Here is a 14,523-nt window from a genome sequence, read left to right as displayed (position 1 = left end):
CAGAGCGGCACTTGTGCAACAAATCGGACCCGCGGCCGGTTCCGTTTCAAACCGTCTACCGCTTGGCGGTGCGCACCAGCTTCGGCTTCACCGCGACGCGGTTCTGGCGGCCATAGCTGGTGATGAAGTCGACGATGCGCGGCACGATCTCGGAGCGGAAGCGCGAGCCGTTGAAGACGCCGTAATGGCCGACTGCCGGCTGCATGTAGTGGGCCTTCTTGTCGGCGGGAATGTTGACGCACAAATCCTGCGCCGCCTTGGTCTGGCCAAGACCCGAAATGTCGTCGTTCTCGCCCTCGACCGTGAACAGGGCAACGTTGCGTATGACGGACGGATCGATCCTGGTGCCGCGATGCGTCATCTCGCCCTTGGGCAGCGCATGGCGCACGAAGACCGTGTCCACCGTCTGCAGATAAAACTCCGCCGTCAGATCCATCACCGCCAGATATTCGTCATAGAAGTCGCGGTGTTTTTCGGCATTGTCGCCATCGTGCTTCACAAGGTTCATGAAGAATTCCTTGTGGGCGATGATGTGGCGGTCGAGGTTCATGCTCATGAAGCCCGAAAGCTGCAGGAAACCGGGATAGACCTCGCGGCCGAAGCCCGGCACTGGCCAGGGCGCGCGCATGACGACGTTGTCGCGGAACCAGTCGATGCCCTTTTCCTCGGCCAGCAGATTGACGGAGGTCGGGTTGCGGCGGGTGTCGATCGGCCCGCCCATCAGGGTCATCGTCGAAGGCACGAAGGGATCGCCCTTGGCCTCCATCAGCGCCACGGCCGCAAGCACCGGCACGGAAGGCTGGCACACGGCCATCACATGCGTGTCCGGACCCAGCGTGTGCAGCATGTCGATGACGTAGTCGATATAGTCGTCGAGATCGAAGCTGCCATCGGCCAGCGGCACCATGCGGGCGTCGACCCAGTCGGTGATATGGACATCGGCATAGGGCAGCATCGCCTCGACCGTGCCGCGCAGCAGCGTGGCATAATGGCCCGACATCGGCGCCACGATCAAAAGCTTCGGGTCGGCCTTGCGCCCGGCGGGAACGGCGCGCTCGAACCGGACGAGATTGCAGAACGGCTTCGACCAGACGGTCTTCTCGGTGACCGCGACGCTCTTCCAGTCGACCGCCGTCTTGGCCAGGCCGAATCGCGGCTTGCCGTAGCGGCGCGTGGTGCGCTCGAACAGTTCGGCGCCGGCGGCGATCGAACGGCCCCAGGGCGTATGCGAAACGGGGTTGAGCGGGTTGGAGTAGAACAACCGGACCGCGTCGGCATAGAGCCGCGCCGGCTGCAGGGCCGCGTGGTTCATTTCGTAGAGCTGGTAGAACATACGTTACCCCGCGACCGAAGGGACGACGATCAGCGCCGAGCCCTAGATGTCTCGCGGGGAAGTTAACAACTAATTGCTGCGATGCAATACGTCACGTGGCGTGACCAAATGCTTCTTTCGCCGAAAGCCTTGAAAACCCGGCACGGCCGGCCCAGCCGGCTCAATGTGCAGTGCCGAAATGTGTAGGATATGTGTCAGGCTTTCGCGGCGACCTGACCATGATGGTCCTGCGGTCGGGAAGGGGTCATGGTCAGGAGACGATCAGATCAGACGCGCGCCATGCAGACGGAGGTCTGCCCGGAGCCGATGAAGCCGAGCTGGCCGGCGGCGCCTTTCGACAGGTCGAGCACCCGGCCCTTGATGAAGGGACCGCGATCGTTGATGCGCACGACGACGCTGCGGCCGTTGTTCTTGTTGGTGACCCGCAATTTGGTGCCGAAAGGCAGCGTGCGGTGGGCGGCGGTCATCGCCGAGGGGTTCATACGCTCGCCCGATGCGGTCCTCGAGTGCAGCGCGTACCAGGAAGCGCGGCCACACTGACCGGCGGCGGCGGTTGCCGAAGTGGCGGAGGCGCCGACCATCAGGCCAGCAGCGATCGTTACCGCGACAAGCGCGGTCTGTTTCGTGGTCTTCATATTTGGGGGATGGCTCCGTTTTTGACAGACCCAAGCCGTTAGGTGGGAAATAAGGCAGGAAATGCGGCAGTGATCTGGCGGTTCCATGGCAAGATCACACGTTTGGAGTCAGGGGGTAACAGTTTGTCAGGGATTTTCGGACCAGATTTCATCAGTTATCGATGATGTTCGTGCCGATATCCGAGATCCGTTTGACAAGATCCGGGATTAATCTCCAAGTAGAAACCGCTGGGATCGAGCCACTTCCTTTGGCTCTTTCATCGCGGCTGTGGCGCCGCTCTCGATCGACTGGGAAAGCGAGATCCGACAATGAGACTGACCAAAAATCTGCTGGCGTTGATTGTGCTGGCGATCGGTGCGTTGTGGTCGCTGCAAGGGATCGGCGTGGTCGGCGGCAGCTTCATGACCGGCCAATCGCAATGGCTCTATATCGGACTCGCCGCCATGCTGGTCGGCCTGGCCGGCCTGGTATGGGCGAACCGTGGGCATGGTTGATTTTCGAGCAAGCGCGCCCGCTGCTGAGCGCGCCGCCCGTGGCGACTGCGTTCACTGCGACCAGTACTGCCAGGCCCAGTAAAAACTCTCGTCGCGAGGTGGCAGGCGATCGCGCCCGGCGCGGAGATGGACCGGCGCCGGCGAGCGCGGGCTGTCGTCTCTTGCCGCGTTCTCGTCGGAAGCAAGGCCGAGCAGCCAGGCGCCGACATGGGCAAACAACACGGCGGTGGAATGGGTCATCGTCATTCTCCTTTTCCGATCATTCCCGCCCCGCCCATGGGACCAGCACGCGCTCGATGCGGCGGATGGTGAATTCGAGCACGAAGGCGATGGCCGCGATCACCAATATGCCCATGATCACCACGTCGGTGACGAGGAACTGGGCCGCCGACTGGATCATGAAGCCAAGCCCGCGCGTTGCCGCCACCAGCTCGGCCGCGACCAGTGTCGACCAGCCGGCGCCGAGCGCGATGCGCAGGCCGGTCAGGATCGAGGGCAGGGCGCTGGGCAGGATCACGTGGCGGACCACTTGGCGTCGAGTCGCACCAAGCGAACGCGCGGCGTTGACGCGCTCCCGCGAGACGCCGCGGACGCCCGAGGCGGTCGACAGCGCGACCGGCGCCAGCATGGCGATGGCGATCACCAGGATCTTCGACGGCTCGCCGATGCCGAACCAGATGATGACCAGCGGCAGGTAGGCCAGTGGCGGGATCGGCCGCAGGAATTCGAGCAGCGGATCGAAGATGCCGCGCCCCACCGTGCTGATACCTATGGCGAGCCCCACCGGTACGCCGACCAGGATGGCGGCGACCAGCGCGGCAAAGACCCGGCCCAGACTGGCGACGACATGCTGCGGCAGCGTCGCGTCGACGAAGCCGTCGCTGATGACCACGATGAACTTGTTCCACACGGCAAGCGGCGAGGGCAGGAACACCGGCGACACCAGTTGCAGGCGGGCCGACAGTGTCCAGAGCGCCAGCACCGCCAGGATGGTGGCGGCGCTGACCATGCGCGCCGAAACGCCCGTCCGTTTCGCCCGTGGCCTGGACCAAGGCACCGACAGGCCGTCGGTTTCGTCTGTCCTTGAACCGGGCCGTTCGGTGTAGGAGGAAATTGTCATGCCGCCTCTCCCTCGAAGATCGCGTCGGTCAGTTCGCCGCGCGCCGCCGCGAAGGCCGGATCGGCCTTGATGGCGCGAATGGGCTCGCCCGCCGCGTAACGCCTGGAGAAGCTCGGCTCGAAGGTTCGCACCACGCGGCCCGGGCCGGGCGCCAGCACGACGATGCGGGTGGCGAGCACCAGCGCCTCCTCGATGCCGTGCGTCACCATCAGCACGCCGGCATGGCTTGCCGTCCAAAGGTCGAGCAGCGTCGTCTGCATGCGCTCGCGCGTCAGCGCGTCGAGCGCGCCGAGCGGCTCGTCGAGCAGCAGGAATTCGGGTTCGGCGGCGAGCGCCCGGGCAAGGCCGACACGCTGGCGCATGCCGCCGGACAGCTCCCAGATGCCTTTGTCGCCGGCTTCAGCGAGCTTGACCAGCGCCAGCAGTTCATCGGCGCGGCGCGCCCGTTCGGCTGGCCTCACACCGCGCAGCCTGAGCGCGAAGGCGACGTTCTCGCGCGCCGTGAGCCACGGAAACAGCGCATCGTTCTGGAACACCACGGCCCGGTCCGAACCGGGCCCGGTGATCGGCTTGCCATTGACCGTGGCACTGCCGCGCGCTGGTATGACCAGGCCGGCGGCGACGTTGAGCAGCGAGGTCTTGCCGCAGCCGGAGCGGCCGACAAGGACGACGAAATCGTTCTTGGCAACGCCGATCGACACGTGCTCGACGGCGGGTGCCGGCTGGCCGTCATAGTGGATGGAGATCTTGTCGAGCACGAGATGCGGCATGGGCCCTCGTCGATTGGAAGAATATCCGCCTGCCCCGAAACCGCGCCTCGTCGGCGGCTTCGGGACAGGCAACACGTGGCGTCAGGGAAGGAGAGCCGCGTGTGCGACGCGTCAGTTCGAGGCCAGCGCCTCGGTGACGTATTTCGAAGTGACGTATTTCGAATATTCCGGCAGCACCGCGTCGACCTTGCCTTGCTCCTTGAGGAAGGCGGATGCCGCCGCGATCGCACTGACCGTACCGCCGCCGAGGAACTTCCCGGATGCCTGCTGTTCCAGGGTGGGAAAGACATAACCCTTGAGCAGCTCCGGCACCTCTTCCAGCTTGGCGCCGGTGAGCTTGGCGATCGCGGCGGCCTGCGGCGACGACACCGACCAGGCGTCGGGCTTGGCGAGATAGTCCGCATAGGCGGTGCCCGTCACCTTGACGAAGTCGCGCACGGCTTCCGGGTTCTTCTCGGCGAAGTCGGTGCGCACGATCCAGGCGTCGAAGGTTGGCGCGCCCCAGGCGGCGACCTGCGAGGAATCCAGCACCACCTTGCCGGATGTCTTGATCTGGCCCAGCGCTGGGTCCCAGACATAGGCGGCGTCGATGTCGCCGCGCGCGAAGGCGGCGGCGATTTCCGGCGGCCGCAGGTTGAGGATCTGGACCGATTTCGGATCGACATTCTCGTGCTTGAGCGCGGCAAGCAGGCTGTAATGCGTCGTCGACACGAACGGCACGGCGACCTTCTTGCCGGCGAGGTCTGCGACCTTCTTGATGCCGGCGCCGTTGCGGGCGACCAGCGCCTCGGATTGCCCGATCAGGCCGACGACGAAAATGGTCTGGATCGGCAGTTCGCGGCTGGCGGCGGCCGCCAGCGGGCTCGAGCCGACATAGCCGATATCGACCGAGCCGGAGGCGACCGCGGCGATGACATCGGCGCCGGAATCGAATTTGCGCCAGTCGATGCTGGCCTTGGTCGCCTTTTCATAGGCGCCATCGGCCTGCGGCACTTTCGAGGGTTCGACCACCGTCTGGTAGCCGATGGTGATCTTCAGGTCTTCGGCGAGCGCCGGGCTGAGGAAGGCGGCGCCGGCGAGGGCGGCCGACGACAGAAGGAGAATGCGTCGCGAAATGGTGGGCATCAAAGGGCTCCATGAAAAGGGAAAACCGGATTGCATGTCCATAGTTCGCTAATTCCATGGTTCTTGTAGAGTTAAATCCTTCCAAGGAAGGAGAGCTTGTTGGAAAAAAGCCACTGGCGGCGGGCCGCCACGGCGGAAGTGACGGTTGCCGTCGTCCAAGAGCGGCGAGCCCATCAACTTTGCCCGAGGGCTCGACCTCGACCGTTGCAGATACAGACAGGTTCAAACGAGAATTCCGGGTTTTCCCTACCTCCAGCAAACTGATGCTTCGAATGGCACGGAATTTAGAATGAGGTTCCACGTGTCGGCACCTAAGTATAGTAATCTTATGGACATAGGTGCGGGGTGCCGATGACAGGGCATCCCAAGCGTATCGTGGAGATCGCTGGCGTCGTCGGTTCCCAGCCGCGGGCCGTCATGCGAGCAAGCTTGGCGTCTGTGTCCTCGAAATCACAAGGCGGGCCTAAAATCGCCGCAACGAGTTGAAAATCAAGCAAGATTAACCGCAATTGGCTTGTATATCATGTCACTGGAATTTATGTGTCGTGGAGGCTTCGGCGCGGCGGGGAGGCACGCGAGGCGTTTCGCAACGGATGGCCTAAGGCCATCGCACGACAGAGAAACGTTCGGTTCATGCTCACCAAAAAAGGCAAGTACGGCCTCAAGGCGCTCGTCCATCTCGCGCACATGCCGGCCGGACGGCTCGCCTTCGTCGGCGATATCGCGACCGGCAACAACATTCCGAAGAAATTCCTCGACGCTATACTGGGCGAGCTGCGCAATGCCGGCTTCGTCCAGAGCCGGAAGGGCAAGGAGGGCGGCTATCGCCTGGCCCGGCCCGCCGACGAGATCAAGGTCGGCCACGTCGTGCGCGTCCTCGACGGTCCGCTGGCTCCGATCCCCTGCGCCAGCCGCACACAGTATCAGCGCTGTGAAGACTGCAACGAGGCGACATGCCAAGTCCGACATCTGATGCTGGAAGTCCGGCAGGCGATCGCCGAGGTGCTCGACCAGCGCAGCCTCGCCGAGATGCGCGACATTGCCGACGACCTCCCGGTCGCGAGGGACGACCTGCCGGTGGTGCGGAACGACCTGTCGGTCGCGGTGAAGGTCCAGGCCTGAAGCCGGCACTTCGCATGGGGCTCGCTTGCGCATGACCGGGCGAACGAACCCGACCCGTTCCATCATCATCGTCGGCGGCGGCGCCAGCGGCGTCGTGCTGGCCGCGCATCTGCTCAAATCGCCCAATCCGGACCTGCGCGTCACATTGATCGAAAAACGCCCGCATTTTGGCCAGGGCATTGCCTATTCGACGCTGCTGTCGGCGCATGTGCTGAATGTCAGCGCCGCAGGCATGAGCGCCTATGCCGACGATCCCGGCAATTTCTGGCGCTGGCTGCTGGAGCGGGGGCTTGCGACACCGGAGCAGGTTCCGGTCTATGCGCCGCGCAGCCTCTATGCGCGTTATCTCAAGGAATTGCTCGACGACCTGGAAACGCGCGAGCGCGAGAGCGGCCGGCTGCGCCTGATCCGTGAGGAGAGCCTGTCGATCACGCCGACGGCGTCCGGGGTCGAGGTGGCGCTCGCCAACGGCACCAGCGTGGTCGCCCATCTTGCCGTGCTCGCCACCGGCCATGACGAACAGCCCGCGCAGGGCCACGCGATCCGGATGGGCTCGGAAGCCGACACCGCGCTCGATCCAGATAGCCGCATCCTGGTGCTGGGCACGGGCTTGAGCATGGTCGATGCATTCCTTTCCCTGGAGCAGCGCGGCCATCGCGGCGACATCATCGCGGTGTCGCGGCGCGGCCTGCTGCCCTCGCCGCACCGCAAGGGCAATCCGATCAAGCTCGACGTCGCCGACATCCCGCTCGGCACCCAGCTTTCCTATTTCGTCGGCTGGTTCCGCGACCTCATCCGTCAGAACCAGAAGGCCGGCGTCGACTGGCGCGACGTGGTGGACGGCCTGCGCCCCTTCAACCAGAAGATCTGGCAGAACTGGCCGGCCTCGGCCAAGCGCCGCTTCGTCGAGCACACCAAGGCCTGGTGGGACATCCATCGTCACCGCATGGCACCGGAGGTCTACGCCAGGGTGACGGAGGCCGTGCAATCGGGCCGCATCCGGCCGCTCGCCGGGCGCGTCGTCGCCGTCACGCCGGGCGACGGTTTCGCGGTGGAGGTCCAGTCGCGCCACACCCAGCGCCTCGAAACATTCGGCGTCGCCCGCATCTATGATTGCTCCGGTATCGTGCGCGACATCTCGACCTCGTCGAACAGCGTGGTGCGCTCGCTGGTCGACCGCGGCCTGGCGCGGCCGGACCCGCTGCGCATCGGCCTCGACGTCTCGGCCAATTGCGAGATCATCGCCGCCGATGGCACCGTTTCGCGAAAAATTCTCGCCGTCGGCCCGCTGACGCGCGGCACCTTCTTCGAGATCGACGCCATTCCCGATATCCGAGTCCAGTGCGCCAGGCTGAGCAAGCGGTTGCTGGGGTAGACAACCCCAGGCGGCGATTGTCTTTGGCAAGTGGTGCCCGCCTTAAGCGGCGAGCGTCTTCCGTGATCGCACCATATTCGGCTGGGCGTAGTCTGGTATTCGTCCTGAGCGGCCCTATGTCGGTCTGAACAACTTCCGTTCTTAACTATAAAACGGCAGGACTAAAGTCTTGCGCGCTAGCAGGCCTTGGTCCGAGGGGTCTTCGAACGTTCCATGCTTGTCCATTGGACGTTCCATTACTTTAGTCAATCGAGATATACGTGGTTTGATATGGGCCGCGGTAATGGGGGTGCGAAATCGGCCTGCCAAAAGGCGCGATCTTCCTTCCGTCGAGTGCCCCAATGCCTCCCCAGCCCGGTTTCGAGCCAGTGCTTTCCTATGCCCTCGGACCAAAAGAATGGCCGGTGCGGGGATGCTTGGGTTGGAAGCAGGTCGCACCGGCCATCGCGGGTTAGGCTTCGATTGGGATCGTCCCCCGCACGACCAAGCTACATATATATTAGCTATTGCTCAACTAAGACTGAAGTCCCTCCAGCTACCAGCCGGAGGGATGGCGTTCAGCCCAATGCCTCACATACGGCGCGCGGTCTCGGCGGCTAAAAGGTTCTGCTGGCCGGTGATGCCATCGCGCACCGCAAAAGGCGCGCCACAGCGTTATCGAAGGCGGGAAAATGCCATTCCAGCAGCCCGGCCTTCGACAGCGGGATGCCGTCGGTGTAGTTTCTGCTTCCTTGCGGGGGAGATGCCCGGCAGGACAGAGGGGGCGCTGTCCCGCTGGCGTCTCGGTCGGAACCGCGTCGCCTGGATGACGGGCCCATGGAATTTCATTCCCCGTCTGGCCACCGGATTGGCACGATCTATCTTCTTTCCAACTGCGATCGGCTGGAAAAGACGCTAGGGTTGACCCATGGAGGCTCCGACATGAGTGAGCATAGAAAAACCACGGCCGACAGTGGCTCCTCGGATAGGGCGCTCTCGCGCCTGCGGCCGCCCTATGCGTCGTTGCTCGATCTGATCGGGCAGACGCCCATCGTCGAGCTGACCAAGTTCGACACCGGAAAATGCCGGCTGTTCATCAAGCTCGAGAGCCAGAACCCGGGCGGCTCGATCAAGGACCGTATCGCGCTGTCGATGATCGCGGCGGCCGAAAAACAGGGCAAGCTGAAGCCCGGCGGCACCATCGTGGAGGCGACAGCCGGCAACACCGGCCTTGGCCTTGCCCAGGTCGGCATTCCCAAGGGTTACCGCATCATACTGGTCGTGCCCGACAAGATGTCGCGCGAGAAAATCCAGCATCTGCGCGCGCTCGGCGCGGAAGTGCGCATGACGCGTTCCGATGTCGGAAAGGGCCATGCCGAATATTACCAGGACATGGCGGAAAAAATCGCCGCCGAACTGCCCGGCGCCTTCTACGCCAACCAGTTCGCCAATCCGGCCAACCCGCTGGCGCATCAGACGACCACCGGCCCGGAGATTTTCTCGCAGCTTGACGGGGATGTCGACGCGGTGGTGGTCGGCGTCGGCTCGGGCGGCACGCTGACCGGGCTTGGCCGCTACTTCGCCGAGGTGTCGCCGAAGACGGAGATGGTGTTGGCCGATCCGGTCGGCTCGGTGCTGGCGCCGCTGATCAAGACCGGCAAGATGGAAGAGGCGGGAAGCTGGACCGTGGAAGGTATCGGCGAGGATTTCGTACCGCCCAATGCCGATCTGTCTTTGGTCAAGAAGGCCTATTCCATCACGGACAAGCAGAGCATGCTGGCGGTGCGGGATCTGTTGTCCCGCGAAGGGATCCTGGCCGGGTCGTCTTCGGGCACGCTGTTGTCGGCGGCGTTGCGCTACTGCCGCGAACAGACGGTGCCCAAGCGCGTCGTCACCTTCGTCTGCGACAGCGGCAACAAGTACCTGTCCAAAGTGTTCGACGATTTTTGGCTGGCCGAGCAGGGCCTGGCCGAACACGAACAGCATGGCGACCTGCGCGACCTCGTGATGCGCACTCACCGCACCGGCGACACTGTCTATGTCGGGCCGGACGAGAGCCTGCTCAATGCCTATGGACGCATGCGCCGCTCCGATGTCTCGCAACTGCCGGTGCTCGACAATGGTAAGCTCGTCGGCATCGTCGACGAGAGCGACATCCTTGCCCATGTCGACGGCCCCTATGACGGGCGCTGGGAGCGCTTCAACGGCCCGGTGCGCACAGCCATGACCTCGAACCTGCACACGCTGCAGGCCAGCCAGACGCTGGACGCGCTGCTGCCGGTGTTCGACCGCAACGAGGTTGCCATCATCTTCGACGGCGACGAGTTCGTCGGCCTGATTACCCGCATCGACCTGATCAACCATCTGAGGCGCGCACGATGACAACATCCGGAAAGAACCGCCTGGCGTTTTCGACGCGCACCATCCATGGCGGCCAGAGCCACGACCCGCTCACCGGTGCGGTGATGGTGCCGATCTACGCCACCTCGACCTATGGCCAGCAGTCGCCCGGCGTGCACAAGGGTTTCGAATATGCCCGCAGCCAGAACCCGACGCGCTTCGCCTTCGAGCGCGCCGTGGCCGATCTCGAAAGCGGCTCGGCGGCTTTCGCCTTCGCTTCCGGCCTGGCGTCGATCGCCACGGTGCTCGAATTGCTCGATTCCGGCGCGCATATCGTCGCCACCGACGACATTTATGGCGGCTCGTTCCGGCTGATGGAGCGGGTGCGCAAGCGCTCGGCCAGTCTGCAAATTTCCTTCGTCGATTTCACCAATCTGGCCGCGGTTGAAGCCGCGATCCGGCCGGAAACAAAAATGCTTTGGGTCGAGACGCCGACCAATCCATTGCTGCGCATCGTCGATCTCGAAGGCGTCGCGGCGTTGGCGAAGCGCAAGGGGATCTTGTCCGTCGCCGACAACACCTTCTGCAGTCCCTACATCCAGCGGCCGCTGGAGCTCGGCATCGACATCGTGGTCCATTCGACGACGAAATATCTGAACGGCCATTCCGACATGGTGGGCGGCGTCGCAGTTGTCGGCGACAAAAAGGATTTGGCCGATCGCCTGAAATTCCTGCAGAACGCCATCGGAGCCATATCCGGCCCGTTTGATAGTTTCCTGGCGCTGCGCGGTTTGAAGACCCTGGCGCTCAGGATGGAGCGTCATTCCGCCAACGGCCTCAAAATCGCGCAATGGCTGGAAGCGCGAAAAGATGTTCGCCGCGTCATCTATCCCGGCCTCGCCAGCCATCCCCAGCACGCCATCGCGGTCCAGCAGATGCATGCCTTCGGCGGCATGATCACGGCTGTGCTCGATCGCGACCTTGCCCGCACAAAACGCTTTCTCGAACGCACGCAGCTGTTCACGCTGGCCGAAAGTCTTGGCGGGGTGGAGAGCCTGATCGAGCACCCGGCGTTGATGACGCATGGCTCCATTCCCGCCGAGAAGCGGGCGGAGATCGGCATATCGGATTCGCTGGTGCGGCTGTCGGCGGGGATCGAGGATGGCGACGATCTGATCGCCGATCTGGATCGGGCGCTGGGAGGCTGAGTGCCTTTCGGCCGACCGAGGAGCCCGTTGCTTTCGGGCATGCGTTGCGTCGCGCCTTGCTCCGTCCATGACGACGAACTGATGGTCGTCTCGCCGATCTGAACCAGATCAGGCGTCGTGTTTGTGGCGATGCTTTCCGCGGTCTTTCTCGGCGTGGGATTCTCCGGAGCGCACCGGCTTGGCGTTGTCCTTGTCGCGGCGCCCTCGGTGCTGGTCGCCTATCGGAGATAGCGGCACGCCGTGGCGCGCGGTTTTCGTTTCGAGACGGGTGATGAAAATATCGAAGCGATTGGGCATCGTCCGGTCAGTGCTCCGTCGTGCTGTCGGGTTTGTTGTCGGAAAGCCTGACATCCGTCGGCAAGGCAATCGAGGCCTGCTTGGTCAGGCTGGTGTCGTCCCGGGCCGGCAGCCGCTTGTCCTGGCGTGCGACAATCCGGCCGCGGCCGGCATAGTAGGGCTCGAAAGCGTCCTGTATCGTCAGGCTGTCCATCCTGTCCTCCCTTGGGAATCAGGGGCTAAATCTGCCAAAACCGGTTTCGTTCCCTACTGTGGCGAAGGAATGGCGATTGCCTTACATCGGTGTGAGTTTTGCAAGCCGGCGCCAGCCATGCCAAATGGGTTTGGCAGGCCAAACAGGGCTGAACGGAGACGGCATCGGTGACTGGCGAGACGGGCAAGCGCAGCTATGTGGTCGGGCAGACCGAGATCGCGGCCCGTCCGCTCGACCCGGCGCTCTATCTGGTGGCGACGCCGATCGGCAACCTCGCCGACATCACGCTGCGCGCGTTGGAGACGCTGGCCGCCGCCGACATCGTCGCATGCGAGGACACGCGCGTGTCGCGCGTGCTGCTCGACCGCTACGGCATTCGCCGCCGCACCACGGCCTATCATGAACACAATGCGGGCGAGGCCGGGCCGAAGCTGGTCGCCGCACTCGAAGCCGGCCAGAGCGTGGCGCTGATTTCGGATGCCGGCACGCCGCTGGTCTCCGATCCCGGCTACCGGCTGGTCGGCGAGGCGCTCGACCACGGCATCCGCGTCGTGCCGATCCCCGGCCCCTCGGCGCCGCTTGCCGCGCTGACGGCGTCGGGCCTGCCGTCGGACGCTTTCCTGTTCGCCGGCTTCCTGCCGGTTAAATCCGGACAACGCCTGGCCCGGCTGGAGGCGCTGAGAGCCGTGCCGGCGACGCTGATCTTCTTCGAATCGCCCCGCCGGCTGGCCGAGTCGCTCGGCGCCATGGTCGAGGCGCTCGGCGGCGAGCGCAAGGCCGCCATCGGCCGCGAATTGACCAAGACGTTCGAGGAGATGCGCACCGGCACGCTGCGGAAGCTTGCCGAGCATTATGCGGCGGCCGATACGCCCAAGGGCGAGATCGTCGTCTGCGTCGGCGCCGCCGAGGCCAAGGCCGACGAACCTGAAGACATCGATCGCCTGCTCTTGTCGCTCGCCGCTGAAATGCCCGCCTCCAAGGCGGCGGCGGAAGCGGCGAAAATGACCGGCGGCCAGAAGCAGGCGCTGTATCGGCGGCTGCTCGAGCTCAAGGACAGACCATGATCGCGAAAAGCGGAAACCGGTTTTCTCGGACAAACGGTTCCGTTTGTCCAAAAGTCATGGCCGAGCAACGAGAAACCAGCGGTGGCTGAGCGCCCGAGCGCCAGCCGCCAAAAGGCCTACCGGCGCGGCCATCGCGGCGAATGGCTGGCGGCGGCCGCGCTGATGTTGAAGGGCTACCGGATTCTCGCGCGCCGCCACCGCACCCGCTTCGGCGAGATCGACCTGATTGCGCGGCGCGGCGACCTCGTCCTGTTCGTCGAGGTCAAGGCGCGCCGCACGCTGATAGAGGCCATGGAGGCGATCGGTCACGAATCGGAGCGCCGCATCGAGGGTGCTGCCGATATCTGGCTGTCCCGCCAGCCCGACTATGGCAGGCTGTCGATGCGCTTCGACATGGTCGCCGTGCTGCCGTGGCGCTGGCCGGTGCATGTCCCGAATGCGTTTTACGGAAGGAGTTGACAGAAATCCGTGCGAGGCAGCCCCCTCATCCGGCCGCTAGGGGAGAGCTCGGGTTGCCCCGAATTGCCCCTCTCAATTCGGTTGGCAATCCCGGTGAGGGGCCTGCAACAACGCACGTTCAGCCCCAGATCATCAACGCCACCAGCCCGACGATCCCCACCACCAGGCGCCACCAGCCGAACAGCGAGTAGCCGTTGCGCGAGACGTAGTCGAGCAGGTAGCGCACCACGACCAAGGCCGTGACGAAAGCGGCGACGAAGCCGATGGCGATGATCGGCAGATCGGCCGAGGTCAGCACGTTGCGGTTCTTGAACAGGTCGAAGGCGAAGGCGCCGACCATGGTCGGGATGGCGAGGAAGAAGGAAAATTCCGCCGCCGCCCGCTTGTCTACACCCAGAAGCAGCGCGCCGACGATGGTCGAACCCGAACGCGACGTGCCGGGGATCAGCGACAGGCACTGGAACAGGCCGATCTGCAGGTAGAGTCTGGTCGGGAACCGCTCGACGTCGCGATAGACCGGCTTGAGGTTCATTCGGTCGACGACCAGCAGCACGACGCCGCCGATGATCAGCATGATGCAGATCAACCGGGGTGATTCGAACAGCACAGTCTTGATGAAATCATGCGCCAGCGCGCCGATGATCGCCGCCGGCAGGAAGGCGATGAGGATGCCGATGACGAAATGCCGCGTCAGCCGGTCATGCGGCAGGTCGAGCAGCATCTGCCACAGGCGCCGGAAATAGACGCTGAGGATGGCCAGGATGGCGCCGAGCTGGATCAGGATCTCGAAGGCCTTGCCGGTCGACTGGAACCCGAGGAAATGGCCGGCGAGCAGGATGTGGCCGGTCGAGGACACCGGGATGAATTCGGTCAACCCCTCCAGCAGGCCAAGCAGCAGGGCTTCGACGATGGTCTGGCTTTCCATTTCTACCTCGGCATTGGCGTGACGGCTAACAGAATGGCTTGCTTGTCATGGCGCCGAAGTCCCCCTATAGGTCGCAACACCCC

General features: G+C 64.1%; 16 protein-coding genes. 7 read left to right on the top strand and 9 right to left on the bottom strand.

The window, feature by feature from the left end; translation table 11 throughout:
* Nucleotides 1-55: 55 nt before the first annotated feature.
* Both LB555_RS09060 and LB555_RS09055 read right to left on the bottom strand, forming a co-directional pair.
* Nucleotides 56-1,333: a polyhydroxyalkanoate depolymerase gene (locus LB555_RS09060; RefSeq protein ID WP_224682723.1), complete on the bottom strand. Its 1,278-nt coding sequence runs from the start codon at nt 1,331-1,333 to the stop codon at nt 56-58.
* 266 nt (nt 1,334-1,599) lie between these two features.
* Nucleotides 1,600-1,968: a septal ring lytic transglycosylase RlpA family protein gene (locus tag LB555_RS09055; RefSeq protein ID WP_015314729.1), complete on the bottom strand. Its 369-nt coding sequence runs from the start codon at nt 1,966-1,968 to the stop codon at nt 1,600-1,602.
* A 309-nt stretch (nt 1,969-2,277) separates the two neighbouring features.
* Here LB555_RS09055 and LB555_RS09050 point away from each other — a divergent pair, with 309 nt between their 5' ends.
* Nucleotides 2,278-2,463, top strand: coding sequence for a hypothetical protein (locus LB555_RS09050; protein WP_015314728.1), 186 nt, complete (start codon nt 2,278-2,280; stop codon nt 2,461-2,463).
* Nucleotides 2,464-2,514: 51 nt separating this feature from the next.
* Here the strand turns inward: LB555_RS09050 and LB555_RS09045 are convergent, their stop codons facing one another.
* The 4 genes from LB555_RS09045 to tauA form a co-directional block, all read right to left on the bottom strand.
* Nucleotides 2,515-2,703, bottom strand: coding sequence for a hypothetical protein (locus tag LB555_RS09045; protein WP_140719494.1), 189 nt, complete (start codon nt 2,701-2,703; stop codon nt 2,515-2,517).
* A 19-nt stretch (nt 2,704-2,722) separates the two neighbouring features.
* A complete protein-coding gene (locus LB555_RS09040; RefSeq protein ID WP_140660310.1) occupies nt 2,723-3,583 on the bottom strand; it encodes an ABC transporter permease subunit in 861 nt (286 codons plus the stop codon).
* Entirely contained in the window at nt 3,580-4,353 is a 774-nt protein-coding gene (locus tag LB555_RS09035; protein ID WP_224682722.1) for a taurine ABC transporter ATP-binding protein, read from the bottom strand. Before LB555_RS09035 ends, LB555_RS09040 begins: the two co-directional genes overlap by 4 nt.
* A 111-nt stretch (nt 4,354-4,464) precedes the next feature.
* Nucleotides 4,465-5,478, bottom strand: coding sequence for a taurine ABC transporter substrate-binding protein (tauA, locus tag LB555_RS09030; RefSeq protein WP_224682721.1), 1,014 nt, complete (start codon nt 5,476-5,478; stop codon nt 4,465-4,467).
* A gap of 633 nt (nt 5,479-6,111) precedes the next feature.
* Here tauA and LB555_RS09025 point away from each other — a divergent pair.
* From LB555_RS09025 to LB555_RS09010, 4 genes are all read left to right on the top strand, one after another.
* Entirely contained in the window at nt 6,112-6,600 is a 489-nt protein-coding gene (locus LB555_RS09025) for an RrF2 family transcriptional regulator (protein ID WP_140619852.1), read from the top strand.
* A 31-nt stretch (nt 6,601-6,631) separates the two neighbouring features.
* Entirely contained in the window at nt 6,632-7,975 is a 1,344-nt protein-coding gene (locus LB555_RS09020) for an FAD/NAD(P)-binding protein (protein WP_140719492.1), read from the top strand.
* 921 nt (nt 7,976-8,896) lie between these two features.
* Nucleotides 8,897-10,336, top strand: coding sequence for a pyridoxal-phosphate dependent enzyme (locus LB555_RS09015; protein ID WP_140619846.1), 1,440 nt, complete (start codon nt 8,897-8,899; stop codon nt 10,334-10,336).
* Nucleotides 10,333-11,502 carry a trans-sulfuration enzyme family protein gene (locus LB555_RS09010; protein ID WP_224682720.1) on the top strand — a complete coding sequence of 390 codons (1,170 nt, stop codon included), beginning with the start codon at nt 10,333-10,335 and terminating at the stop codon, nt 11,500-11,502. The genes LB555_RS09015 and LB555_RS09010 overlap by 4 nt, the downstream gene beginning before the upstream one ends.
* Nucleotides 11,503-11,610: 108 nt before the next feature.
* Here LB555_RS09010 and LB555_RS09005 read toward each other — a convergent pair whose 3' ends face one another.
* Together LB555_RS09005 and LB555_RS09000 are read right to left on the bottom strand one after the other, a co-directional pair.
* Nucleotides 11,611-11,799, bottom strand: a complete 189-nt coding sequence (locus tag LB555_RS09005) for a hypothetical protein (protein WP_015314719.1) — start codon at nt 11,797-11,799, stop codon at nt 11,611-11,613.
* A gap of 7 nt (nt 11,800-11,806) precedes the next feature.
* Complete coding sequence (locus LB555_RS09000; protein ID WP_140719488.1) at nt 11,807-11,992, bottom strand: hypothetical protein; 186 nt, start codon at nt 11,990-11,992, stop codon at nt 11,807-11,809.
* Nucleotides 11,993-12,159: 167 nt separating this feature from the next.
* Here LB555_RS09000 and rsmI point away from each other — a divergent pair, with 167 nt between their 5' ends.
* Complete coding sequence (gene rsmI / locus LB555_RS08995) at nt 12,160-13,056, top strand: 16S rRNA (cytidine(1402)-2'-O)-methyltransferase (RefSeq protein ID WP_140719487.1); 897 nt, start codon at nt 12,160-12,162, stop codon at nt 13,054-13,056.
* 81 nt (nt 13,057-13,137) lie between these two features.
* Nucleotides 13,138-13,515 (top strand): YraN family protein, encoded by a 378-nt coding sequence (locus LB555_RS08990; protein ID WP_015314716.1) that lies wholly within the window; start codon nt 13,138-13,140, stop codon nt 13,513-13,515.
* A 118-nt stretch (nt 13,516-13,633) separates the two neighbouring features.
* Here LB555_RS08990 and LB555_RS08985 read toward each other — a convergent pair whose 3' ends face one another.
* Entirely contained in the window at nt 13,634-14,440 is an 807-nt protein-coding gene (locus LB555_RS08985; RefSeq protein ID WP_015314715.1) for an undecaprenyl-diphosphate phosphatase, read from the bottom strand.
* Nucleotides 14,441-14,523: the final 83 nt, after the last annotated feature.

The organism is Mesorhizobium sp. BR-1-1-10 (genome assembly GCF_020165595.1).
Taxonomy (GTDB): Bacteria; Pseudomonadota; Alphaproteobacteria; order Rhizobiales; family Rhizobiaceae; genus Mesorhizobium; species Mesorhizobium australicum.
Note: the sequence above shows the minus strand (reverse complement) of the source record. Positions and strands in the feature narration are given on the sequence as shown.